Source organism: Labrenzia sp. R5_0, assembly GCF_017743835.1.
GTDB classification, from domain to species: domain Bacteria; phylum Pseudomonadota; class Alphaproteobacteria; order Rhizobiales; family Stappiaceae; genus Roseibium; species Roseibium algicola.
This window is the reverse complement of the sequence record NZ_JAGHRK010000002.1, coordinates 1-23425: the sequence shown is the minus strand read 5'-3', so window position 1 is coordinate 23425 and position 23425 is coordinate 1. Positions and strand designations below refer to the sequence as shown.

Annotated in this window: 24 protein-coding genes; 13 read left to right on the top strand and 11 right to left on the bottom strand. The window is 58.7% G+C overall.

Annotation, left to right across the window (positions count from 1 at the left end; translation table 11 throughout):
• Positions 1-159 precede the first annotated feature (159 nt).
• From J7447_RS08940 to J7447_RS08925, 4 genes are all read left to right on the top strand, one after another.
• Entirely contained in the window at positions 160-1032 is an 873-nt protein-coding gene (locus tag J7447_RS08940; RefSeq protein WP_152506341.1) for a PhnD/SsuA/transferrin family substrate-binding protein, read from the top strand.
• 62 nt (positions 1033-1094) lie between these two features.
• A complete protein-coding gene (gene phnC / locus J7447_RS08935) occupies positions 1095-1847 on the top strand; it encodes a phosphonate ABC transporter ATP-binding protein (RefSeq protein ID WP_209169408.1) in 753 nt (250 codons plus the stop codon).
• Positions 1840-2673 carry a phosphonate ABC transporter, permease protein PhnE gene (gene phnE / locus J7447_RS08930; protein WP_286189102.1) on the top strand — a complete coding sequence of 278 codons (834 nt, stop codon included), beginning with the start codon at positions 1840-1842 and terminating at the stop codon, positions 2671-2673. The genes phnC and phnE overlap by 8 nt, the downstream gene beginning before the upstream one ends.
• Positions 2670-3344 (top strand): class I SAM-dependent methyltransferase, encoded by a 675-nt coding sequence (locus J7447_RS08925; RefSeq protein ID WP_023001058.1) that lies wholly within the window; start codon positions 2670-2672, stop codon positions 3342-3344. Before phnE ends, J7447_RS08925 begins: the two co-directional genes overlap by 4 nt.
• A 24-nt stretch (positions 3345-3368) precedes the next feature.
• Here J7447_RS08925 and J7447_RS08920 read toward each other — a convergent pair whose 3' ends face one another.
• The 3 genes from J7447_RS08920 to J7447_RS08910 are packed head-to-tail and all read right to left on the bottom strand — an operon-like array spanning position 3369 to position 8097.
• Positions 3369-4541 (bottom strand): osmoprotectant NAGGN system M42 family peptidase, encoded by a 1173-nt coding sequence (locus J7447_RS08920; RefSeq protein WP_209169407.1) that lies wholly within the window; start codon positions 4539-4541, stop codon positions 3369-3371.
• Positions 4538-6319 (bottom strand): N-acetylglutaminylglutamine synthetase, encoded by a 1782-nt coding sequence (gene ngg, locus J7447_RS08915; protein ID WP_209169406.1) that lies wholly within the window; start codon positions 6317-6319, stop codon positions 4538-4540. Before ngg ends, J7447_RS08920 begins: the two co-directional genes overlap by 4 nt.
• Positions 6320-6321: 2 nt before the next feature.
• Entirely contained in the window at positions 6322-8097 is a 1776-nt protein-coding gene (locus J7447_RS08910; protein ID WP_209169405.1) for an N-acetylglutaminylglutamine amidotransferase, read from the bottom strand.
• An 84-nt stretch (positions 8098-8181) separates the two neighbouring features.
• On the opposite strand from J7447_RS08910, the gene J7447_RS08905 reads away from it, so the two are divergent.
• On the top strand, positions 8182-8658 hold the full coding sequence (locus tag J7447_RS08905; protein WP_023001062.1) for a MarR family transcriptional regulator: 477 nt from the start codon (positions 8182-8184) through the stop codon (positions 8656-8658).
• Between the two features lie 15 nt (positions 8659-8673).
• Here the strand turns inward: J7447_RS08905 and J7447_RS08900 are convergent, their stop codons facing one another.
• On the bottom strand, positions 8674-10815 hold the full coding sequence (locus tag J7447_RS08900) for an EAL domain-containing protein (protein ID WP_286189148.1): 2142 nt from the start codon (positions 10813-10815) through the stop codon (positions 8674-8676).
• Positions 10816-11267: 452 nt separating this feature from the next.
• Between J7447_RS08900 and J7447_RS08895 the strand changes: the two genes are divergently transcribed.
• Entirely contained in the window at positions 11268-12692 is a 1425-nt protein-coding gene (locus tag J7447_RS08895; protein WP_023001064.1) for a TrkH family potassium uptake protein, read from the top strand.
• 62 nt (positions 12693-12754) lie between these two features.
• Complete coding sequence (sfsA, locus tag J7447_RS08890; RefSeq protein ID WP_023001065.1) at positions 12755-13459, top strand: DNA/RNA nuclease SfsA; 705 nt, start codon at positions 12755-12757, stop codon at positions 13457-13459.
• Positions 13460-13519: 60 nt separating this feature from the next.
• On the opposite strand, the gene J7447_RS08885 is transcribed toward sfsA, so the two are convergent.
• The 5 genes from J7447_RS08885 to J7447_RS08865 form a co-directional block, all read right to left on the bottom strand.
• Positions 13520-14200 carry a L,D-transpeptidase gene (locus tag J7447_RS08885; protein WP_075282450.1) on the bottom strand — a complete coding sequence of 227 codons (681 nt, stop codon included), beginning with the start codon at positions 14198-14200 and terminating at the stop codon, positions 13520-13522.
• Positions 14201-14447: 247 nt separating this feature from the next.
• Positions 14448-14957, bottom strand: coding sequence for a xanthine phosphoribosyltransferase (gpt, locus tag J7447_RS08880; RefSeq protein WP_023001067.1), 510 nt, complete (start codon positions 14955-14957; stop codon positions 14448-14450).
• 15 nt (positions 14958-14972) lie between these two features.
• Positions 14973-15716 carry a molybdopterin-binding protein gene (locus tag J7447_RS08875; RefSeq protein WP_023001068.1) on the bottom strand — a complete coding sequence of 248 codons (744 nt, stop codon included), beginning with the start codon at positions 15714-15716 and terminating at the stop codon, positions 14973-14975.
• Positions 15717-15789: 73 nt separating this feature from the next.
• Positions 15790-16992 (bottom strand): FAD-dependent monooxygenase, encoded by a 1203-nt coding sequence (locus tag J7447_RS08870; RefSeq protein ID WP_209169403.1) that lies wholly within the window; start codon positions 16990-16992, stop codon positions 15790-15792.
• A 15-nt stretch (positions 16993-17007) separates the two neighbouring features.
• Positions 17008-17253, bottom strand: a complete 246-nt coding sequence (locus J7447_RS08865; RefSeq protein ID WP_023001070.1) for a zinc-finger domain-containing protein — start codon at positions 17251-17253, stop codon at positions 17008-17010.
• A 214-nt stretch (positions 17254-17467) separates the two neighbouring features.
• Between J7447_RS08865 and J7447_RS08860 the strand changes: the two genes are divergently transcribed.
• A complete protein-coding gene (locus J7447_RS08860) occupies positions 17468-18223 on the top strand; it encodes an alpha/beta hydrolase (RefSeq protein WP_055654839.1) in 756 nt (251 codons plus the stop codon).
• Between the two features lie 65 nt (positions 18224-18288).
• Positions 18289-19173 (top strand): alpha/beta hydrolase, encoded by an 885-nt coding sequence (locus J7447_RS08855; protein ID WP_209169402.1) that lies wholly within the window; start codon positions 18289-18291, stop codon positions 19171-19173.
• Positions 19174-19304: 131 nt separating this feature from the next.
• Here J7447_RS08855 and J7447_RS08850 read toward each other — a convergent pair whose 3' ends face one another.
• Positions 19305-20117 (bottom strand): enoyl-CoA hydratase, encoded by an 813-nt coding sequence (locus J7447_RS08850; RefSeq protein WP_209169401.1) that lies wholly within the window; start codon positions 20115-20117, stop codon positions 19305-19307.
• 166 nt (positions 20118-20283) lie between these two features.
• On the opposite strand from J7447_RS08850, the gene cysE reads away from it, so the two are divergent.
• Positions 20284-21120, top strand: a complete 837-nt coding sequence (gene cysE, locus J7447_RS08845) for a serine O-acetyltransferase (protein ID WP_023001074.1) — start codon at positions 20284-20286, stop codon at positions 21118-21120.
• 112 nt (positions 21121-21232) lie between these two features.
• Positions 21233-21448: a DUF3126 family protein gene (locus J7447_RS08840; RefSeq protein ID WP_006940479.1), complete on the top strand. Its 216-nt coding sequence runs from the start codon at positions 21233-21235 to the stop codon at positions 21446-21448.
• Positions 21449-21534: 86 nt separating this feature from the next.
• On the opposite strand, the gene J7447_RS08835 is transcribed toward J7447_RS08840, so the two are convergent.
• Positions 21535-22164: a hypothetical protein gene (locus tag J7447_RS08835; protein ID WP_145903469.1), complete on the bottom strand. Its 630-nt coding sequence runs from the start codon at positions 22162-22164 to the stop codon at positions 21535-21537.
• Between the two features lie 282 nt (positions 22165-22446).
• On the opposite strand from J7447_RS08835, the gene J7447_RS08830 reads away from it, so the two are divergent.
• Complete coding sequence (locus J7447_RS08830) at positions 22447-22773, top strand: hypothetical protein (RefSeq protein WP_023001076.1); 327 nt, start codon at positions 22447-22449, stop codon at positions 22771-22773.
• 6 nt (positions 22774-22779) lie between these two features.
• Positions 22780-23307 carry a gamma carbonic anhydrase family protein gene (locus tag J7447_RS08825; RefSeq protein ID WP_023001077.1) on the top strand — a complete coding sequence of 176 codons (528 nt, stop codon included), beginning with the start codon at positions 22780-22782 and terminating at the stop codon, positions 23305-23307.
• Positions 23308-23425 lie beyond the last annotated feature (118 nt).

Below are 23425 nucleotides of genomic sequence, written 5' to 3'. Positions count from 1 at the left end.
GAAGTTCGAAGTTAAAGAAATTTTCTGCTTCGTAGATCCATCTTTCTCTGATGTAAATTTCGTAAAATTTACATAATACAGTCACGTTCCGCGGTGCGCTTGTCGTTACGCTCCTGTTGCCTTGCCGGCTTTGTTTCGGCTGTCTGAGGAGTTCCTGTCATGCGCTTTTTGAAATCCGCCGCACTCGCGGCTGCCGTTCTTGCCGTTTCCCTGTCTTCTTCCCTGGCCGACACGTTCAAACTGGCCGTTACCGATGTTGAGGGCCTGGAGCGGCTGCAGGTTGAATGGGGGCCGTTCAAGAACGCCCTTGAAAATGCAACAGACCACACCTTCGAGTTTTTCCCGGTTACCAGCCGGACCGCGGCGGCTGAAGCCTTGCGCGCCAAACGCGTCGACTTTGTCGTAACCGGTCCCGCCGAGTACATCGTGATCAACAAACTGACCGAAGCCCGTCCCCTCATAGGTCTTGGCCGTCCGGATTACTTCTGTGCCGTCGTCGTACGAGCCGACAGTGGTTTCACGCGGCCGGCCGATCTCAAGGGCAAGAAGGTGGCCTTCGGTGATATCGGTTCCACTTCTAACATGCTGTGCCCGATGCAGCTGATGGCCGATTATGGCGTCGATCCAGTCAAGGACATCGAGAAGCTGCATACTTCGCGCAACATTGCGCATGAAGCCTTGAAGAAGGGTGATGTTGCCGCCATCGGGATCAATCACAATTCGTGGATTGGCACCCGCAACAAGGATGACAGCGTCCCGAACGGCTTTTTCCGGGTGATCGCCCGTTCCGGCGATCTGCCGAACGACATGATCATGGCCGGAGCCCATGTCGATCCTGCGACAGCGCAAAGCCTGCGTCAGGCGATCCTCGACAACAAGAAGTCGATCATCGCCGCGATCCTGCAGCACGAGGAAAACGACAAGTATTCGGGAATGGATCTGGTGGCGATCGAAGATGGTGCCTATGACCTGGTGCGGTCCATGTACACCACCGCCGGTTTCCCGCAATACGACAAGTTCATCGGCGAATAATGGCGCAGCCTCTGCTCCAGTCCGCCGGCGCAATTGCGCCGGCGGTCCCAGCCCGACAGCCCGTGACGGAGACGCCGTGTGACCTGAAGGTCGAAGGCCTTTGCAAGACTTTCGGCAAGGACCGGAGTGTGCTGCGCGAAGTTTCCTTCTCCGTGGGCCGTGAGGAAGCGGTTGCCTTGATAGGTTCAAACGGCGCCGGAAAATCGACCGCATTGCGCTGTGCGCTGCGCCTGATCGAGCCGGAAGCCGGTTCGGTTGTGTTGTTCGGTGAAGACATTTCCTCCGCGCGACAGCGCCAGCTCAGGCGGGTTCGCGTCGAGGTCGGTTTTGTCTTTCAAAAGCACAACCTGGTGCCTCGTGTTTCGGCGTTGACCAACGTAATCCATGGGAACCTTGGCCGCACCGGTGGCATGCGCGGCTGGTCGCAGTTCCTGGCCAAAACGGCATTGCGTGACCGGGCAATGTCTTGCCTCGAAAGGGTAGGGCTCGCGGACCATGCACTGAAACGGGCGGACCAGCTCTCGGGCGGTCAGTCCCAGCGGGTTGCGATCGCCAGAGCCTTGATGCAGCAGCCCAGAATGATCGTCGCGGACGAACCCGTTGCCAGCCTTGATCCGGTTGCCGGCCAGGAAGTGATGGACCTTTTCCGCCAACTCACCCGAGAGGAGGGGATCACGCTCCTGTTCACCTCGCACAACGTGCAGCAGGCGCTCGCCTACTCCGATCGGGTCCTTGCAATCCGGCAGGGGGAAGTCGTTCTGGACGAGAAGAGCAGCAACCTGAGTGTTGCGGATCTGGGGAAGCATTATGGCTGATCTCCTGACATTGAAACGCTCCCGCATGCCGGATCGGTTTGAACGCCCGGGTGCATTTCATTTTGTCGCCTATGTCGCGCTGCTGGCCTTCGTAGTCTGGTCGTTTCAGGGGGCAGGCTGGTCGTTTTCCGCGCTGGTTTCTGGCGGTCCGGCGCTGGTCGACTTCCTGTCGAGGGCCTGGCCGCCTTCGCTGGAAAGGTTGCCGCAACTGTCAAAGGCGTTGCTGGAAACGTTTCAGATGGCGCTCGCGGGCACACTTATCGGCATCGTCCTCAGCCTGCCGTTGGCGATCTTGGCCGCAAAAGGCCTGACGCGGCCGTCGATGTTGTCCCGGGCTGTCTATACCTGTGCCCGCTTGCTGGTTGCCCTCTTCAGGACGGTGCCGGATCTGGTCTGGGCATTGGTCTTTGTCATTTCGGTCGGACTTGGCCCATTCGCGGGCACGCTTGCGATTGCCGTCGACACCATCGGTTTTTGCGGACGCTTCTTCGCAGAAGCCATGGAGGATGTGGAGAAAGGACCAACCGAGGCGCTGACAGCGGCCGGTGCAGGGCGTTTCGACACGATCTTCTGTGCAGTGGTACCTGCCGCGATGCCCTCCTTTATCACCACCTCGCTGTTCGCGCTTGAAAAGGCGACACGGTCCTCAGTCGTGCTTGGTCTTGTCGGGGCAGGGGGTATCGGCATCGAACTCAAGGTGGCCATGGACTTTTTCGACTACCAGCTCGCGATGACCATCATCCTGATGATCTTCGTGCTGGTTCTTTGTGTTGAGCGGCTTGGCACAATCGCCCGCAGCCGGATACTGGAAGGATCGTCTCAATGAGCGACACGCACACTCTGGAAAAAACCGATACCGCCCATCTCGCGTGGGACAAGCGCTGGCAGACAGAAGAAGGCCGAGCGGATTGGCTGCGTCCGGAGGCTGACGTTGCCGGTCTGATCGAAAGACTTCAGAAGCAGGGGCCGGTGAAGGCCCTGGATCTGGGCTGCGGGGTTGGCCGACATGCGCTTTCCTTTGCCCGCGCCGGGTTCGAGACCCACGCGATGGATCTCTCCGAAGCCGGGCTGGCCGAGCTGAAAAAGAGCGCGGCACTGGAAAGCATGCAGATCGCGACGCATCTGGCGCCGATGACGTCGCTGCCCTTTGAGGACGACAGTTTCGACTATGTTCTGTCCTTCAACGTGATCTATCACGGTGATCCGTCGATCGTCCGTACAGCCATTTCGGAGATTGCCCGGGTGTTGAAGCCTGGCGGAATCTACCAGGGAACCATGCTGTCAAAGCGCAACGCGAACTTCGGGATCGGGACGGAAATTGCCGCGGACACGTGGGTTCGTGAAGGGGACGACGACAAGGATCACCCGCATTTCTATTGCAATGCGAGTGAGCTGGTGTCGCTTTTCGACCGGTTTGAGCTGAGTTACCTGGAAGACAAGGTGCACTCGAAGCCCGGCTCGTGGCACTGGCACATGATCGCGGAACTCAACCGCTGAACGAGCCGGTCTCGGCGGCGGGCGTTATTCGCCCGCCGGTTCCGGCAGCGGTTCGTCCGTCTCCGGATTGAGTGTCTGGTCGGCATCGGCGGTCGGCTGACGGGTAAAGCCCTTGAGGTCCGCAAATTCGCGGGCGTCCCGCTGGATTTCCACCGGGCTGAGGGCATAGCCGGTCGCCAGTTCGGCGAGCGAGCGCAGCGCGTGCATGTGGATGCGCTCATAGCCGTGGCTGGCATCAACGCCAAATGTGATCAGCGCCGTGCGCACGTCCGCACCCGCTTCGATGGCGGTTGCCGCATCCGAGCGATAGAAGCGGAAGACATCCTTCTGGAACTTGATGTCGTTGTCCCGGCAGAGTTGGACCATCTTGCGGGTGAGATGATAGTCGAACGGTCCGGTCTGGTCCGCCATGGCGATCGTGACGCCGAATTCGTCCGAATTCTGCCCTGGGGCAGTGGTGCCGTTGTCGATGGCAACCAGCGACGCGATGTCTGGCGTCAAGATGGACTGGGCGCCATGGCCGGTTTCCTCTGCAATCGTGAACAGCCAGAACACGTCGACCGTCGGTTCGATGTCGGATTCCACCAGCGCCTTGATCGCCGCCAGCATCACCGCAACACCTGCCTTGTTGTCCAGGTGGCGGGAAACGATGAAGCCGTTTTCCAGGAACTCCGGCGCCGGGTCTATGGAAACAAAATCGCCGACGTCGATACCAAGCCGGTGCAGGTCGTCTACCGACTTGGAATAGGCGTCTACGCGAAGTTCGACGTAGGGCCAGCCGACCGGAAGTTCATCCACGCCTGTGTTGTAGGTGTGCCCCGACGCCTTCAGCGGCAAGATGGTGCCGGTGTATGCGCCGCTTTCGGAAAAGATCGTCGTGCGGGCTCCTTCCGCGAAGCGGGCGGACCAGTGGCCGATAGACACAAGCTCCAGCCGACCGTTGTCTTTCAGCGATTTTACCTGAGCCCCAAGCGTATCGAGATGCGATACGAAGGCCCGCGCGGGACGGCGCGACTTGCCGGACACTCTCGCCCGAACACCGCCACGGCGGGTAATTTCGTAAAATACCCCCAGCGCCTCCAGTTCCTTGGAAACGTGACGGACAATTTCGTCCGTATAGCCCGTCGGGCTGGGGATTTTCAGAAGTTCCTTCAGTCGATCGCTCAAATAGGAAATATCGATATTCAGCAAGGTCATGTTCCGGCCCGGTTCAAGGTCGTCCTGACGGGTTGAGGCACCGACAGGGGAAACAGGAAGTCCACGAAGCGTTCTGCGGTTGGCTGAGGTTCGTGGTTGGCGAGCCCCGGCCGCTCGTTCGCCTCGATAAAGCGGTACTCCGGTTGTCGCGGGTCTTTGACCATCAAGTCAATGCCTGTCACCGGAATTTCAATTGCGCGCGCTGCCTTGATCGCGGCTTCGATCAGGGTGTGATGGGTTTCGCCAGTCACATCATGAATGGTGCCGCCGGTATGAAGGTTGGCCGTACGGCGGACCGGCAAGGTCTTGCCTTCTGGCAGGATATCTTCCAGCTGAAAGCCGTTGGCTGTGAGGCAGCGCAGAACCTCGTCGTCCACTTCGATCCTGGATTCCCCGCCTGTTGCCGCAGACCGGCGGCGGGACTGGATTTCGATCAGTTCTCCTATCGTGGCCTTGCCGTTTCCGGTGACCTCGGCCGGTTTGCGCAGGGCGGTCGCAACCACCTTGTAGTCGATCACGACAAGCCGCAGATCCTGACCGGTCACGAATTCCTCCACCAGAACATCGTTGGAGTAGGTACGGGCGACTTCGACCGCAGCCATGACGTCTTCGGTCGTTGTCAGTCCGATGGCGATGCCCTTGCCCTGTTCACCGCGCGCAGGCTTGACCACAACCGAACCGTGCAGGTCCAGAAACGCGGCGATCTCGTCAGCGGATCCTGCCAGGATCTGGTCAGGCACGTTTACACCGGCCCTTTCGACGATCCGGCGCGTGGTGGCCTTGTCGTCGCAGATGGACATGGCGACGGCACTGGTGAATTCGCTCAAGGATTCCCGGCAGGCGACCGAGCGGCCACCATAGGACAGGCGGAAGAAGCCGCCTTCCGCGTCGATGATCTCCGCCTGGATACCGCGCCGCCGTGCCTCGTTCACGACAATTGTGGCGTAAGGGTTGAGCTTGTCTTCAACGGCAGGGCCGGCGAACAGGGCCTCGTTGATGGTGTTCTTGCGTTTGATGGTGAAATAGGGAACCCGCTCGAAGCCGAGTTTGTCGTAAAGGCCAATGGCAAGTTCGTTGTCGTGAAGCACCGACAGGTCCATGTGTGGTGCGCCCTTGCCCTTGAAGACCTCCGCCATGCGCCGGACCAGGGCTTCCCCTATGCCCGGAAACCGGGCCTGCGGGGAAACCGCAAGGCACCAGAGCGAACTGCCGAGATCGGCATCATTGGTGGCCCGGCTGTGATCGACGCCCATTGCGGTGCCGACGATGACACCGGTCTCGTCTTCTTCCGCCACGAGTACCGTGATGGTACGCGGATCGAGTTGCGACCAGAAGAACTCCGGCGGCACCGGCACCATGCCGCGGGTGAGATAAAGTTCGTTGATCGCCTCCGCATCACTGCGGGAAGACAGGCGCCGAACCGTGAAGCCCTTGCGACGATTGCGCGCCGGCCGGTAGGTCGCGAGATCCAGGCGGAACGTGTGCGAGGGGTCAAGGAACAGCTCCTGCGGGGCCGAGCCAACAAGCACATGCGGATCACGCACATAGAACGCGATGTCGCGTCTGTCCGGTCGCTCGTTGCGCAGGACCTCGACCAATTTCTCGGTTTCGCCATAGGTGTTGGCAAACACCAGCCGTCCCCAGCCGCAATCGATGAACCGGTTCTTCTGGGCTTCCGTCTCGTCCAGCCGGTATTCCGGTTTGAGCCCATGCTGGCGCATGCGCTTCAGGCGGTGGTCAAACGCACCTTTCGGTCGCGAAGGTTCATTCTCGGCCATGTTCAGACCTCCTGTGCCTGCAGCCACATTTCCAGAAGCGCGACCTGCCAAAGCTCGGAACCACGCAAAGGCGTTATGTATTTGGTCGGGTCGGCATACAGTTTCTGCAGGTAAACCTCGTTGAAGAGGCCTCGTTCCCTGGCGGCCTGACTGGAAAGCGTGTCGCGCACCATGTCGAGGTAGTCACCCTGGATGTATTTCAGGGCGGGCACCGGGAAATAGCCCTTCGGACGGTCGATGACGGCACTCGGAATGACCTTGCGCGCAGCTTCCTTCAGGACGCCCTTGCCTTCCTGTGCGAGCTTGAACTCGGCAGGAATGCGTCCGGCGAGCTCGACCAGTTCGTGATCGAGGAACGGAACGCGCGCCTCAAGGCCCCAGGCCATGGAGTGGTTGTCGACACGCTTGACCGGGTCATCCACCAACATGACGTTGGTATCGAGCCGCAGGGCCTTGTCGACCGGATCGGCAGCGCCGGAGCGGGCGAAATGCTCTTCGACGAAGGCAAGGCTTTCATCCCTCGCACAGTGGTAGGCGGGGGAAACAGCCTCTGTCATCTGTGCTTCAGTCCGGTCGAAGAAGGCCGTGGCATAATCGGAAACCGGACTGTTGGAGCCGCTGAGCTTCGGATACCAGTGGTAACCGGCAAAGACTTCGTCGGCACCCTGGCCGGACTGGACCACGGTGATGTGCTTGGAGACCTCACGCGACAGCAGATAGAAGCCGATATTGTCATAGGAGACCATCGGCTCGGACATCGCCTTGATCGCTCCGGGCAGGTTTTCCTGAAGCTCGGAGGAGGGGATGAAGATCTGCTGGTGATTTGTTCCGTAGTGTTCGGCGATCAGGTCCGAGTACTGGAATTCGTCGCCCTTTTCGCCATGGGCCTCTTCAAAGCCGATGGAGAAGGTCGCAAGACCCTTCTGGCCTTCCTCGGCCAGCAGACCGACGATCAGGCTGGAATCGACACCGCCGGACAGGAGAACGCCGACAGGTACGTCGGCCACCATGCGGCGGCGAACGGCTGTGCGCAGGCTCTCCAGGACTTCATCGCGCCAGTCGTCGGCGCTGCGGGCAAGATCTTCCGCCGTCTTTTCAAAACGCGGTTCCCAATAGGTGTACTCGGAAGAGGTGCCATCAGCTTCAAGCGTCCGCACCGTGGCCGCGGGCAGCTTGCGCACGCCGTTCAGGATTGTGCGCGGCGCGGGAACGACAGCGTGCCAGCTCATGTAGTGATGCAGCGCCACCCGGTCGATCGACTTGTCGATGCCACCGCCTGCCAGAAGTGCAGGCAGGGAGGAGGCGAAGGCAAGACGCCCGTTCGCTTCGCTCAGGTAAAGCGGCTTGATGCCGAACCTGTCGCGGGCAAGGTGAATGCGGCCGCTGTCATGCTCGTGAATGGCGATGGCGAACATGCCGTGGAACCTGGAAAAGCAATCCTTGCCCCACTCGGCCCAGGCCTTGAGGATAACCTCGGTGTCGCTGGTGGAGAAGAACGAATAGCCGCGGCCAATCAGCTCGGATCGCAGCTCCTGATAATTGTAGATGCAGCCGTTGAAGACCAGGGACAGGCCAAGCGCCATGTCGGTCATTGGCTGCGTACCACGTTCGCTCAGGTCAATAATCTTCAGGCGCCTGTGGCCAAAGGCGACCCGGCCGCGCTGCGTTACACCCATACCGTCGGGGCCGCGCGCCGCCATGGCGTCCGCCATCCGGCTGACCCGGACAACATTTGCCTGACTGCCATTGAAAACTACTTCGCCGCAAATGCCGCACATATTGAAAAAAATCTCCGTTTTGTAACTGGACGTGCACTATATAGAGGTCTAATCATTAGAGTTCAAATTAATAGAGGTGTAATAATGCAGGCGATGCAGGCATCGCAAGTGGTCAAGGCTATCCGGAAGATCGTCCGGGCCATTGACTTGCGCTCCAGAGAAGTGTCCAGACTGACCGGGCTCACGATCCCGCAAATCGTTGTTTTACAAGGGATTCGGGATCTGGGTGAGGTGACGACCAAAGCCCTTTCGGACAACGCTGACCTGAGCTCGGCGACCGTGGTAACCATTCTCGACAAGCTGGAAGAAAAGGGTCTTGTCGAGCGGTACAGATCCGTCTCGGACCGGCGAATCGTCCATGCCAAGCTGACGAAAAGTGGAAAAGAGGTTGCCTCAAACCTGCCTGGCCTTCTGCATGAAGAGTTCGTGCGAAAGTTCGATGATCTGAATGCCGAGGACAGGACGCACCTCGTTTCTTCTATCGAGCAGATTGCCGAAATGATGAACGCGCACAAGCTGGATGCGGCGCCTATCCTGATGACGGGAAAGCTCTCGGGGTAAGATACCCGGGCAAGATCAGGCTCGTTTCTTGGAGGACTGGTCGGAGCCGCTTGTGATGCCGGATGCTTTCAAGGCTGCCCTAAAGCTCTGCAGCTGAGATTGAATGAGGTTTGCCGGTACGGCCGGGGAGCAATAATAACCCTGAAGGCCGTCGCAGTGATGGGTCACTGTCAGCGCGAATTCTCCTGCAGTCTCGGCACCTTCCGCTATCACACGCAAGCCCAGGCTGCGTCCAAGCCGAACGATCGCCTCAAACAGCTGTTCGCGTTGCGGGTGCGTATCCGCCCCGGAAATGAAGGCTCGGTCGATCTTCAGCTCCTGGAATGGCAGCCGGTGCAGATAATTCAGGGAAGAGTAACCCGAGCCGAAATCGTCCAGGGAAAGCTGGACACCAATCTGCTGAAGTTCTGAAAGTATGTTCAGAACCAGCTGTTCCCTGGTGTCGACAAAGACGTTTTCCGTCACTTCAAGACACAGGTAGCTTGCAGGCAGGCCATAGTCGTTCAGGGTCTGGCGAACCGTGTCGGCAAAATTGGACTGGCGGAATTGAAGCGGTGATACGTTGATGGAAACCTGGCCGAATTCGAAACCGGCCTGCCGCCACTCTGCAGCCTGTTTGCACGCCGATTCCAGCACGTATTGGCCAAGGTCCAGGATAAGGCCGGTCTTTTCCGCAATCGGAATGAACTCTCCCGGCGGGATGAGGCCACGTTTTTCGTGTGGCCAACGGAGCAGGGCTTCCAGGCCAATGAGACGGCCGTCGGCAGGGCAAACCTGGGGCTGATAATGCAAGACAAGCTGGCGGGTCTGAAGTGCGGCCCGCAGCAGCGTCTCCGTGAGCATTTCACTCTGGACGCGGTCGTTCAGGGGCGGAGAGAAGAATTCGTATCGTGCGCCTGCGTTCCGCTTTGCTGCCCGCAAGGCAAGTCCTGCCATACGGTGAGCCGTTTCAGCGTCCTCTGCATCTTGCGGCAAAAGGGCTATGCCGATGCTTGGTTCTACACGGATTTCGCCTTCTTCCAGCTGGAAGGGGACGGACAGCATGTCGATTGCCTGCACCGCGTAGTCTTCTGCAATCGCGCCCTTGCTGTCAAAGGGCAGGAGAATGCAGAAATCGTCTGCCGAAATTCGAGCAATCTGCGCGCTCGGACCGAAGATATTTGCAAGACGTGCATAGGCCTGTAACAGGACCCGGTTACCTGCCTGCTGGCCGAAGGTGTCGTTCACCTTGGCAAAGCCATTGAAATCCAGATGGATCAGTGAGGCCGAATAGGTGCCGGACCTTGCCCGTTGCAAGGCTTCGCTCAGGTCCGAGAAGTATCTGGCACGGTTGCCTGCGGTGGTCACCGGGTCCGTATAGGCAAGCTTGTGAAGCTTGTCCTGCAGGTCGGTGACCCTCTCCAGACCATGCGCCAGATCACCGATCTCGTCCCGCCGGTCCGTGAAGGGAATGCGTTTTGGCTGGGTGCCGGTGGCCAGTTCATCCGCTGTCTTTGCCAGGCGGCGCAATGGCCGCAATTCGAAACGCAGGAACAATCCACCCACAAGGATGACAGCAAACAGGATGACAATGGCTGCAGAGGCCATGCGTGTCTTCAGTCGGTTTTCTGCCAATGTCAGGTCGTCTGCCCAGCCGACATCAACTGCGATTGCACCGACAAGCTTACCGCCATCGGTGACAATCGGCGTCAGATAGGCGAGGCGGAACCTGCCCTGAACCGGAACATTGCCCGCATATGGCTGGCCTGCAGAAAGACTGGCAAATGCGGGGTGTCCTTCACTGATGGAAAAAGCCGGCGGACGCTCACCCTTGGGGTGGCTGATGGTTGTGGCGAAGCGGTCGAAGGATCTGGTCTCGCTCGACCAGCTGAACAAATTCGCCGCGCCCTGATTGGTCTTGCCTATGGTTTCGATCAAGCCGTCCAGCTTTTCGCTCGGCTGGAGCGATTGTTTGGCAGAAGCTTCGGAAACGCGAATGATGATCGGCTCACCACTATCAGCGAAAACCGGATTGAAGCTTTCATTCGTGCCGTAATGCAGCATAGAAGCAGCGGCACGTGCGGCCCGGTCCAGCCTGATGGTGGCATTTTCCTGAGTGCTTCTGGACAAATCGAGATAGGCAAGCCCTGAGACCAGCCCGATGCTGCAAAGCACCATCACCACCAGGGTGAGGCTGATCCTGAATACAAGCGAATGTAGTCCGAGCCGTTCTATTGCACCAAATCCTTGTCAATTTCACGTATAGGAAGCTGGATTGGCAATTAGCACGTAAAAGTAATTCTTATTCGCTACGAAATCCTGAACAGGGCTAAAAAAATTGGCGGTTTCCCGCGCTGTTCCTGCGTAACGTGCCCGTGCACAGACGCCAATCAACTTCGCCAGGCGGTTCCAAAATGTAAGGACAAGCTCTATTGGCGGTGTGAGACATGCCTTTTGTTGACCGAGACCCGGATGGTCATCCCCGTCATCTTCCGGGGAACGCGCGCCAAAGCCATTGGAAAATCGGCAGAAAGGCGTTAGGACGAGTGGTTGGTGCGGCAATTCGCGGATCGGCCGACCGACACAGCGTTTTTCGGGAAGACTGATACTTGATTTCTCTCAGACCAGTTTTGAATGTTCTCGGATTTCTGTATGTCGGCCTGGCAACTGCCATGCTCATTCCCGCTATCGTGGACGTTGCCCAGAAAAATGCCGATTGGCAGGCCTTTGTCTTTTCCGCACTTCTGACCGGCATGATCGGCATGCTGTTGTCTCTTGCCGTCGGCGGATCGCTGCGCGAGGGACTGGACACACGGCAGACCTTCGTTCTCACGACGCTTGCGTGGACGACGTTGCCGGCCTTCGGCGCGCTGCCGTTCCTGTGGCTTGGCATCGGCTACGCGGATGCGGTGTTCGAGGCGGTATCCGGTTTCACCACCACGGGATCCACCGTTCTGACCGGCATCGACAGTCTGCCGCCGGGCCTTCTGGTCTGGCGGTCGCTGATGCAGTGGATGGGCGGCGTCGGTATCATCGTTATGGCCATCGTGCTGCTGCCGTTCCTGAGGATCGGGGGTATGCAGCTTTTCCAGAGCGAGAACTCCGATCGGTCCGAGAAGATTGTCAGCCGGTCGGTTGAACTGATCCGGCTGATCGGCCTTGCCTACCTGTTCCTGACATTCCTGTGCATCGTCGCCTATCTGGTCACGGGGATTGAGCTGTTCGATGCCTTCAATCACGCCCTGACCACGATCGCGACGGGTGGTTTTTCCACCCATGATCAATCCTTCGGCTATTTCACCAATCCGGCCTCAGGTTGGGTTGCGATCGTTTTCATGATCATCGGTGCCTTGCCGTTCGTGCTGATCGTCCAGGCCTTGCGCGGTCATCCGCTGCAGCTCTGGCGAGATCCGCAGGTGAGGGCGTTGCTTGGGTTTCTGGCAGTCGTGGCTTTGACGCTGACCGTCTATCTCGGCCTCAACATGCACTTTCCCTTCGATGAAGCGCTGTTGAGGGCCACCTTCAACGTGGTTTCCATCGTGACAGGAACCGGTTATGCGCTGGGCGACTATTCGCAATGGGGCGCGCCGGTTGTCGGGATTGCGCTGCTGCTGATGTTCGTTGGCGGTTGTACCGGTTCAACGACCGGCGGCATCAAGATTTTCCGCTTCCTGGTCTTCTTCGGTACCGTCCGCGCGCATCTGCGCCGCATGGTGCGTCCGCACCGGATCATGTCGGAAGAGTACGGCGGAACAAGACTGACGCCTGAACTGTCCTTCTCGGTTCTGGCCTTCCTTGTTGTCTACATGGGGTCGGTGGGCATCATCACCGTTGCCTTGTCCTTCTTCGATCTGGATCTGGTTACCGCCATCTCCGCCGCGGCAACATCCGTGGGCAACGTCGGTCCGGGCCTGGGGCCGGTCATCGGCCCGGCAGGGCATTTTGCTCCGCTGCCGGATGGCGCCAAGTGGCTGTTGTCCTTTGCCATGCTGGTTGGCCGCCTTGAGCTGTTCACAATCCTGGTTCTTCTTGATCCGGATTTCTGGTCAAAGTGACCTTTAAGCTCACCTGAACGAACGGGGCCGTCCGGCCCTGATCTGCACGAGAGAGATCTGCCATGAAGTTTTCCGCGCCCCTTGTCAGTGGCCGTCTGGTCAAGCGCTACAAGCGTTTCCTTGCCGATGTTCTTCTGGACGACAATGGCGGTGCGATCACGGCCCATTGCGCCAACCCGGGCTCGATGCTCGGCTTGAAGGAGCCGGGATCTCGTGTCTGGCTGTCGGCGTCGGACAACCCGAAACGCAAGCTCAAGTATTCCTGGGAAGTGATCGAGGCTGACGGGGCTCTGGTCGGCATCAACACGGCACACCCCAACAAGCTGGTGGAAGAAGCGCTGGAGGCAGGGCGTATTGCCGGACTTACAGGCTACCAGACGCTGCGCCGTGAAGTGAAATACGGCAAGAACTCACGTATCGACATTCTGCTGGAAGGTGCAGACGGCGCGAAGACCTACGTGGAAGTGAAGAACGTCCACCTGATGCGTAAAGCAGGACTTGCTGAATTTCCGGACAGTGTCACTGCCCGCGGCGCCAAGCATCTTGTGGAACTTGGCGATATGGTGGCCGAGGGTCACCGCGCGGCAATGGTGTTTCTGGTCCAGCGGCCCGATTGCAGCCGGATGAGCCTTGCGGACGACATCGACCCTGCCTATGCAGCCGCCTTTGCCGAGGCCAGACGAGCCGGAGTGGAAGCCTTTGCAATCGGCTGCGATGTCCGGCTGGACGGCATTGATGCAGTCAAGCCGGTCGAAATCATCGCCTGAGCGAAGCCAAGCCAAGCCAAGCCAAACCAAGCCAAGTCAAGCCAAATTGGGCGGCAGCTGTTACGCCTGCCGCACGACAATCGGCGTGCCGTTTGGCACACGGTTATAAAGATCGATAATGTCCTGCTGGAGCAGGCGCACGCAGCCGGACGACACGGCCTTGCCAATGGACAAGGTTTCCGACGTGCCGTGCAGGCGGTAGAGCGTGTCGCGATTGCCTTCAAAAATATAAAGTGCTCGCGCACCCAGCGGGTTGTCGAGACCCGGCGGCATGCCGTTCCTGTATTTCTCCAGTTCTGGCTGACGGTCGATCATTTCAGCCGGCGGCGTCCACTTGGGCCAGGCCGCCTTGCGTGCGATGCGTGCACGGCCACCCCAGGCGAATCCTTCCCGACCTATGCCGACGCCATACCGCATTGCCTGGCCGCCCTCCATGGTCAGGTAGAGAAATCGGTTGGGCGTATCGACGATGATCGTGCCCGCAGGTTCGGGAGCGGCATAGGTGACCAGTTGGCGGTAGTAGACCGGATCGATCTTCGACAGATCCACTGCCGGTATAGGGTAGGGCTCTTCCGGCATTGCCCGGTACATCTGAAGGTACTCGGGCGAGATGCGCACAGCTCTTCCCAGACCATCGGCTGGGTAACCAGGTCCTGCAAGTTGTCCGGTTCTTTGGCTGGATGCGCAACCGGTCACAAGAGCGGCAGCAGCGGAGGCGAGGAACAAACGTCTGTTGAGCATTCCGTTTTCCGAAATAGGCTTTCGTAGCGTGTAACGACCATGTTTTCGGAAGGGAAACGCATGACAGGCGACAAAGTTCTGATTTGCCGAATTTTTGTTTCGGCGAGCCGAGAGATCTGGCCGGAATGACTTGAAGGCACACGCAGAAAGACCGGCCAAACGCCATGTCTGACCGGTCGATTGTCGATTTACAAACAGGGTTCCAGCCGAAACGTGGCAGGACCTTCAAAAGTCTGCGAAGTCTGGATCAGCCCGCGGTTTCTTTCGAAAGCGGCGGCTGGAACTGCCAGCCCATGTCCCAGGGAAAATAGATCCAGGTGTCCTGGGATACTTCGGTGATGAAGGTATCGACCATGGGCACGCCGACCGGTTTTGCGTAAACAGTCGCGTAGTGTGCCTTCGGCAGCATTTCACGAACCACTTTCAGGGTCTTGCCGGTGTCGACCAGATCGTCGATCACCAGAACACCGCTGCCTTCACCGTCTTCCAGGTCGATGACCTTCGGGTCGATCGGCTTGATGACCTTGAGCGAGCCCTGGCTGTCGTAGTCGTGATAGGACGCAATGCAGACGGTTTCGATGGTGCGGATGCCAAGCTCACGCGCAACGATCCCGGCCGGTACCAGTCCGCCACGGGTGATGCAGACGATCGCCTTCCATTCGCCTTCGCTAGAAAGGCGCCAGGCTAGTGCGCGGGAATCTCTGTGAAACATGTCCCAGGAAACGGGGAATGCTTTGTCTTGGGCTGGGTTTTCCATTTCTAGTCCTTCAGATTATCCCGACAGGTCGGCGACAGCTTCCGCGACATCCCTGACCGCGGCCATCAGTATCGCCTCGTCCCGCGAGCGGATCACGATTTGTGTGGTGAACTTGCCGTCCGTCGCTCTCGGATAAGAGCCAATCAAGGTTTGCGGATGCGCGTCCTGAATGGCAGCGAGGCGCTCGGCGATGCGGCTTTCAGGCATGTCTGCGGCAACGGTTTCCGACAGCATCTTCTTGCCTGTCTTCAGCGAGGGCGCAAGCGCGTCCATCATCGCCTGCATGATCGACGGCACGCCTGCCATCACGTGGACGTTCTCGATCCGGAAGCCCGGTGCCTTCGAAACCTTGTTTTCGATGAGGTCCGCGCCTTCGGGGATTCGTGCCATCCGCTGGCGAGCCGGGGTGAATTGGCCCGGCGGGTAGTGGGGTTCCATGATTGCGACAGCGCGCGGATCAAGGTTCAGTGCAACACCAAAGGCGTCGGCGATGCTTTCGGCCGTGATGTCGTCGTGTGTCGGGCCAATGCCGCCGGACGTGAACACGTAGTCGTAGCGCGCCCGCAGCGCATTGACGGCACCGATGATTTCCGGCTTTTCGTCCGGAACAATGCGCACTTCCTTGAGGTCAATGCCAAGCGCAGTCAGGTAGTCGGCGAGGAAGCCGATGTTCTTGTCCTTCGTGCGGCCGGACAGGATCTCATCCCCGATGACCAGAAACGCAGCGGTTACAACGTCATCTGCCCTCTGACCGGTCATCTTCACACTCCCTGACACATGGATGGGGATTGGCTTTATCCCAGCTTGACGCCGGGCTCAAGCGAAAGCGGGTCTATTGCCCGGGAGTCCAGCCATAAATATCGTCAAACCTGGCAGCCAGACTGGTTGGTTTCGACAGGCGCAAAACGGTGTCGCGGGCGAAGGCCATCGCGCCACCGTAGTGGAATGTACGGGCATTTCTGAAAGAAATACCTTGAATGTGCTGTACCCGTTGTTTGCGTTGCCACTCAAACGCCCTGAAGGCAGCGGGGATGTTTTCGACATCCTGAGGCATATGCTCAGCCAGGATCGCTGCGTCCTCGATGGACATTGCCGCCCCCTGCGCCATGAACGGCAGCATCGCATGGGCGGCATCACCGATCAGCGCAATATTGCCATGGGTCCAGGGGCCTCCAGCGTCCACGCTGCACAGGGCCCATTTCAACCAGGCGTCAGGGATCGTGAGAAGATTGCGAACTTCGGTTGGCCAATCCCGGAAAATCTTCAGAAGGGTTTCCTTGTTGGCCTTTGCAGACCAGGTCTCGTCCTCCCAGGCCTCTTCGACCAGCCCGACGATGTTCAGTTCCCGCCCACCACGAACCGGGTAATGCACCAGATGGGCGCTCTTGTGGAACCAGAGGCCGGCATCGCGGCGCCAGCGCTCGGGCACCGCATCTATCGGAACCGTAGCCCTGTAGGCAACCTGGCCGCTGTAATGAGCGTCTTCATGTCCGGGAATGAGCCGCCTGGTCCTGGACCAGACTCCATCAGCGCCAATGAGAGCCCTGCAATGAAGTTTTCCCGAGATCTCATTGTCCTGGAACACGCAGGTCAGGTGCTCGTAGGGCGAGGATTCCAGATCGATAACTTCGCTTGAAAGGCGGAGGGAGATACCGTCACTGGCCTGGACCTTCTCCAGAAGCACGCGCTGGAGATCTGCCCGGTGGATTTCCCAGAAAGGATAGCCGTGTCGCTCCTTCAGGAAAGTGCCCATCGTCACCCTGGCGAGCTCTTCGCCGGATTTTGCCGAGCAGATTTTCACAAAATCCGGGGCGTAGGCATGTGGGGTGAGGTCTTCCAGCAAGCCAAGCTGATCGAGTACCGAGCAGGCGTTGGGAGAAAGCTGAAGGCCGGCGCCAACTTCCGAAAGTTGCCGAGCCCTGTCCATGAGGACAATTTCATGCCCTTGAGCATGCAGGCAAAGGGCGGCCGTTAGACCGCCAATCCCTGCGCCGGCAATAATGATCGGAAGACCGGTCTCACCATTCGTGCTCATGGACAGACCAATAAGTTACGCCGCTACAGGCGTCCAGGTGCAGTCTGAAGGCGAGGATTCGGTTGCCTGCAGTGTCTTGTCGAACTTGTAGAGCGTCGAGCAATAGGGGCAGACCACTTCGTTCTCACTACCCATGTCGAGGAAGACATGGGGATGATCAAACGGAGGATTTGCGCCGATGCACATGAATTCCCGTGCGCCGATCGCCACCGAATCGTGTCCGCTGGAGTTCTGGAAATGCGGGACGACATGATCCGCCATGTTGAAATTCCTCTGTCTCTAAAGGGTTGGACCCCGATAGCAAATTTTCCGGACCATATCCATTTGTAAAATATATGGGTAGACCCGGAATCTGCGATCCACAACCGCAGCAAGGCTCCACCTGGAGCCGGAAATGGGCTTTACCTTCGCTGCCCAAACCCCTTACTCTACCGTGAAATTGTGTTTTCCGTTTACGTAAGGGTTAATGTCTTAGATGCCTCAGTTCGAGTTCGATGGTGTTAGGATCGCCTATGAGGATAAAGGTGAGGGGGACCCGATCCTGCTGATCCACGGGTTCGCGTCCAACAAGCAGGTGAACTGGCAGTATCCCGGTTGGGTCGATTTGCTGGTAGGCGATGGCAGGCGCGTGATTACCATCGACAATCGCGGCCACGGCGACAGTCAGAAGTTCTACGACCCGGCAGCTTATGGTGCACCGGTTATGGCAGAGGATGCCAAACGCCTGCTCGACCATCTTGATATCGAGCGTGCCGATGTCATGGGCTACTCGATGGGCGCAAGAATCTCGGCATTCCTGACCCTCAATCACCCGGGCAGGGTGCGTCGTGCGATCTTCAGCGGTCTGGGCTACGGCATGATTTCCGGCATCGGAGATCCGGAGCCGATTGCGACAGCCCTTGAGACCGACCGCATCCAGGACATTTCCGATCGCACCGGACGCGCCTTCAGGGCCTTTGCGGAGCAGACGGGGTCCGATCGCCGGGCGCTGGCGGCCTGTATGCGCTCCTCGCGGCAGAAAATCAGCGAGGAAGACGTCGCGCGCATCGAACGCCCGGTGTTGATTGCTGTCGGTACGAAGGACGATATCGCCGGGTCACCGCACAAGCTGGCGGCCTTGATTCCGCATGCGGAAGTTCTGGAGATCCCTGGCCGAGATCACATGGTTGCGGTGGGCGACAAGGTGCACAAGCAGGGCGTTCTGGCGTTCCTGAACAACATTGAAGCGTAAGGCCTGACGCCACCGGAGGCGCAAGCCGCGCTGTGGTGTGCTGATCGGGTATCGAGGGAGGTTGCATGGGTCCGAAGCGTGTTGAATTCCAGGGCGCGGAAAAGAACGGTCTGGTGGCGGATCGCTACGGGGTAGGGGACTTGCCTGTGATCATGCTCCACGGCGGCGGCCAGACCCGGCACTCCTGGGACGGTGCTGCACGCAGGATCGCGGATCTCGGGCACCCGGTCTATTCACTGGATCAGCGCGGACATGGCGAAAGCGACTGGGTTGCCTCGGGAAACTATGCATTCGACGATTTCGCCAGGGATCTCGTGGCTGTCACCAGTCAGGTTGAGGCCTTGCACAAGGCGAACCCGGTTGTCGTTGGTGCGTCGCTTGGCGGCTTTGCCGGTATGCTGGCGGAGGGACAGGAAAACAGGGGCGGTCTTTCTGCGCTGGTTCTGGTGGACATCACGCCGCGGATCGACATGGGTGGTGTCGCCAAGATCCTGGGCTTCATGGGAGACAGGGTCGATGACGGTTTTGCCGATGTGGAAGAGGCCGCTGATGCGATCGCCCGATATCTGCCCAACCGCTCGCGGCCCAAGGACCTGTCGGGCCTCTCAAAGAATCTTCGCCTCCATGCAGATGGCCGCTACCGCTGGCATTGGGACCCGGCTTTCCTGAAGTCAAAGCATCATCAGGACGAAGACAGGGCGGTGGAGTCGCAAGAGCGCATGCTGGCTGCGGCGGGCAATCTTTCCGTGCCTGTTCTACTGATCCGGGGGCAGAACTCCGAATTGGTGTCCATGGACCATGTTCGCGAGTTCCAGGCGCTGGTGCCTCACGCGAAATTCACCGATATCCGTGATGCCGGACACATGGTTGCCGGTGATCGCAATGACGTTTTTGCCGGAGCGGTAGAGGACTTCCTGATCGCACTCAAAACCGATGCCGCAATGGCCTGAGGCAGGTTTGCCGACAAGTCGTTGCGACGCTTTCGGGTGTTCGCTGTGAAGTGAAAACGGGAGTCGTTTCAACTTGCTGGCAGAAGTGGTTGAGAGGTTGATTCAGCTTCGGGGTTTGGCTTGAGATCTTGTCAGATGCCGGTGAACACCGGCGATCTCTTTTCCAGAAAGGCCCTGCAGCCTTCGCGGTAGTCGGCACTGTCGATACAGACCTGCGCATTGGCAAGGTCAGCCGTCGCGTCCGCCTGACTGCCAGGCTGGGCGAGGCGATTGATGGCTTGCTTGGCTGCCTTCAGTGACAAAGGCGCATTGGCGCAGAGTGCCTTGCTCAGCGCGTTGATGTGCTGGTTCAGATCCATGTCATCCACCACTTCATTGACAAGGCCCATGTCCAGCGCCTTTTCGGCCGTCAGGCGCTCGGCCGAAAACAGCAATCTCTTGGCGTTGGATGGTGAAACGGCCTCCAGCAGATCCCCGAGCGCTTCGGGCGGATAGGCAAGACCGAGCCTTGCTGCAGGAATGGCGAAAAAGGCGGAACGGGCCGCGATGCGCAGATCGCAGGCGAGCGCCAGGCCCAGGCCGCCGCCAAGGCAGGGGCCTTCAATTGCCGCAATGACCGGGACGGGCAGCGCCTTAAGCGCCTTGAAGGCGGCAACATTTATGTCGTCGTATCTCTTGGCGGCTTCCGGCGTCGAGCGGATGGCTTCGAATTCCGATATGTCAGCGCCCGCGCAAAAGCTCTTGCCACCGGCACCGCGCACGATGCAGACGCGCAGATCCGGATCCCGTGCGAGCTCTGCCAGAAGACCGGGAATTGCCTGCCATGCGGCAAGAGGCAGCGCGTTTTTTCTGTCGGGCGCATTCAACACAAGTTCTGCAATCTGACCGTTGCGGATCACCATCGGGTTGCCGGAAGGGGCTGATTGGGACGTTTGTGTTGGCATGATTTAACCTCAAATTGCGATTTCAGTTAGCAAGATGCTGAAAATCTTCAGGTATCGGGGTTCATTCGAAACGGTCATATCTGATATCAGGAAGTTTGATTTGGGAATATCAGACGACAGTCCTATTTTAAGGACCACTCGTGACGGCTTGAAAAGGAGACAGGCCATGTCGGCACCGATCAGCAAGACCGGTTTGAAAGAAGTTCCGACCCATGATCCGGTCTGGCATCAACTGAGGGATGAAGCACAAGCGATGGTCGCGGCAGAGCCGGCCCTGTCGTCTTTCGTATACGAAACGGTTCTGAACCATGACAGCCTGGAAGAGGCCGTCGTTCATCGCCTTGGCGACCGGCTGGGCCGGGACATTGTTTCCGCATCATTGATCCGGCAAACCTATCTTGAAGCCCTGGCAGACGAGCCGGAGCTGGCAAAGATTTTCCGGGTCGACATCGTTGCCGTCTTCGACCGCGATCCGGCATGCTTCCGTTTCCTGGAGCCGGTCCTTTACTTCAAGGGCTTCCATGGCCTGCAGACGCACCGGCTGGCAAACTGGCTGTGGCGTCGTGGCCGGAAGGATTTTGCCCTTTATCTGCAAAGCCGCAGCTCGGAAGTTTTTCAGATCGACATCCATCCGGCAGTTCCTGTCGGGCGCGGTATCTTCATCGACCACGGTACCGGCATTGTTGTTGGCGGAACCGCGGTGATCGAGGACGATGTCTCGATCCTGCAGGGCGTCACCCTTGGCGGCACCGGCAAGGAAGATGGCGACCGCCATCCGAAGATCCGCCGCGGTGTCTTGCTGGGGGCGGGAGCCAAGGTGCTCGGCAACCTGGAAATCGGACATTGCTCGCGCATTGCCTCGGGGTCCGTGGTGCTTCAGGACGTGCCTGCAAACACGACGGTTGCCGGGGTTCCGGCCAAGATCGTTGGCAAGGCAGGGTGCGCAGAACCGGCACGCAGCATGAATCAGCTGCTCGGTGAAGACGCCGGCCAGACGAATTGAAATTCCGGTTTCAGGAAGACGGGGAAAGCTTGCGGAAAGGCTTTGGCATTTCCGTTGGCTCCTGTAGGGTCCGCGCCAGATTGATGCTGAAGGCAAAGAACAGGAGAGCGCCGTGAAACCCGATGAAATCCGAAAGATCGAAGCCTATCTGCGTTCGAAGTTCGAGAACAAGACCATCAAGGTGCAGGCTCGCCCGCGCAAGGACGACTCTGCTGAAGTTTACATCGGCGATGAATTCATCGGTGTCATCTTCCGGGACGATGAGGATGAAGATCTGAGCTGGAACTTCCAGATGGCAATCCTTGAAATTGATCTGGACGAAGTCTGAGTTTCAGACTTTTCGATCGTAAAGTGAAAAGGCGGCTCCTCTGGTGAGCCGCCTTTTTCATTTCTCCGCCATCCGCTCAAGTCAGGTCATTGCATACGGTAACCTTCGATGCTGGCAACGATGTCGCCGTCGAGACGGCGCCAGTCCGGCAGAAGCGATTGATCGAAGCTGTAGCGCAGCTCCAGACCCGAGGCGAACACGATGGCGCGGTGGCAACCGGCTTTTCCGGAAGTGCTGTCTTTGCGGCATCGTGCGATGAAGCCGTTTTGAACGGTTGGATCGTAGACGATGAGATCCGTCGCAGGCGCGCCACGCGCCGACAATTTCAGCACTTTCAGTCCAGAAGGCCCCTTCATCTCGCCGCCGCGTGCAAGACGCCTGTAGAACGGATCAAGCCTTGCCCGCAGGCTCTCCCGGCCGGGATTGCTCTCAAGGTCAACCTGGATCGTCGCAGGGGTGTCCCATCCCGTATCGCTGTTTTTCGTGGCGCTGGAAGACCAATGCAGGTTCAGGCGAAGTGTTTCAAACGCGGCTTCGGAACCAAGGGCCTGTCGTTTCTGCGAAGCCGTCGCGATCAGGTTCAGGGGAAGCTCAAAGCGGGTCGTGCCAACCGCAAAGCGGACGGGCTGGTCCTGTCTGATGCCTGCCTCCATCGGCCAGCCGGATGACCAGGAGTAGATCTTCCCGCCAACATGAGCCGTGCCCAATACACACATTGCCAACGCCAGCCAAGTGAAGTGGCGGGGATCGGTTCTGATCGGGCCTGGCAAGGAGACAGGTATCACGACTTCAGTCCCTTGATTGGCTGTGCACATATATGGGACAGGTTGTCCTGAAACGGCACAGGTGTCCCGCTTGGGGAAGGCGTTGACACTGCTCGAAGTGGCTCAATTGAGGGGATTTCGCTCATTTGCCGTTCCGGCACAGTCTTTGCTCTTGACCCTTTACGAATTCTTAATCACTTTCCGTGCGAAAGAGTTAACAAGGGGTTAACGGGCGTGCTGTTCAATCTTCTAATCGTTGGATATATCGCATGCGCCGGATTTGTTGCGTCCGGTGTGCTGGGCAGCCTTTATCAGCTGATCACGAAGCAGCCGCCGAAGTTCGCCTTTGACGGAGAGGGCATCCTGTCGTTTATCGCCGGCGTTTTTGTCTGCGTGTTCGCTGGACCCTTCATCATCATGCGCAATGCCATTCGTGGACGCAGGATCGAAAAGCGGCCGTTGGGTTGGCTGGTCGCGTCTTCGACGATTGCCGGCATGTGGAGCATGTGTTCCGGTGTTATGGTGATCAACGTTGCCCTGATCATGATTGGTTACACCTGAGGTCTCATGCCGGTCTTTGCTCTTGATGGACGTACCCCTGTTTTTCCGGAAAACGGAGAATACTGGATCGCACCGAATGCGACGCTGATTGGCGATATCATTCTGCAGGAAGCTGCAAGCGTCTGGTTCAACGCGGTCCTGCGTGGTGATAACGAGCCGATTACCGTCGGCATGCGCTCCAACGTCCAGGACGGTTGCGTCTTTCATACGGACATGGGTTACCCGCTGACCATCGGCGCCAACTGCACGATCGGCCACAAGGCAATCCTGCATGGCTGTACGATCAAGGACAATTCGCTGGTCGGAATGGGCGCGACAATTCTGAACGGCGCTGTCATCGGCTCCAACTGTATCATTGGTGCCAATGCCCTTATTGCCGAAGGCAAAGAAATTCCGGACAATTCTCTTGTGGTGGGCGTGCCAGGAAAGGTCGTGAAAACGTTGCCGCTGGAAGCAGCGAACGGGATTGCGAATTCCGCCGACGGATATGTGCGCAACTGGCGACGCTTCAAGGCCGGCCTGCGGGAACTCTGATCCGCTTTGATCTTGACCCCTTCGACCCGATCCCGATTGAGCTGGGCCTGAAAAGGCGGGAACCGGCCTGCGGGGGGCGGGCCGGTTCCCTGGATCCGGTCGTGGTAGGGATGGGGAG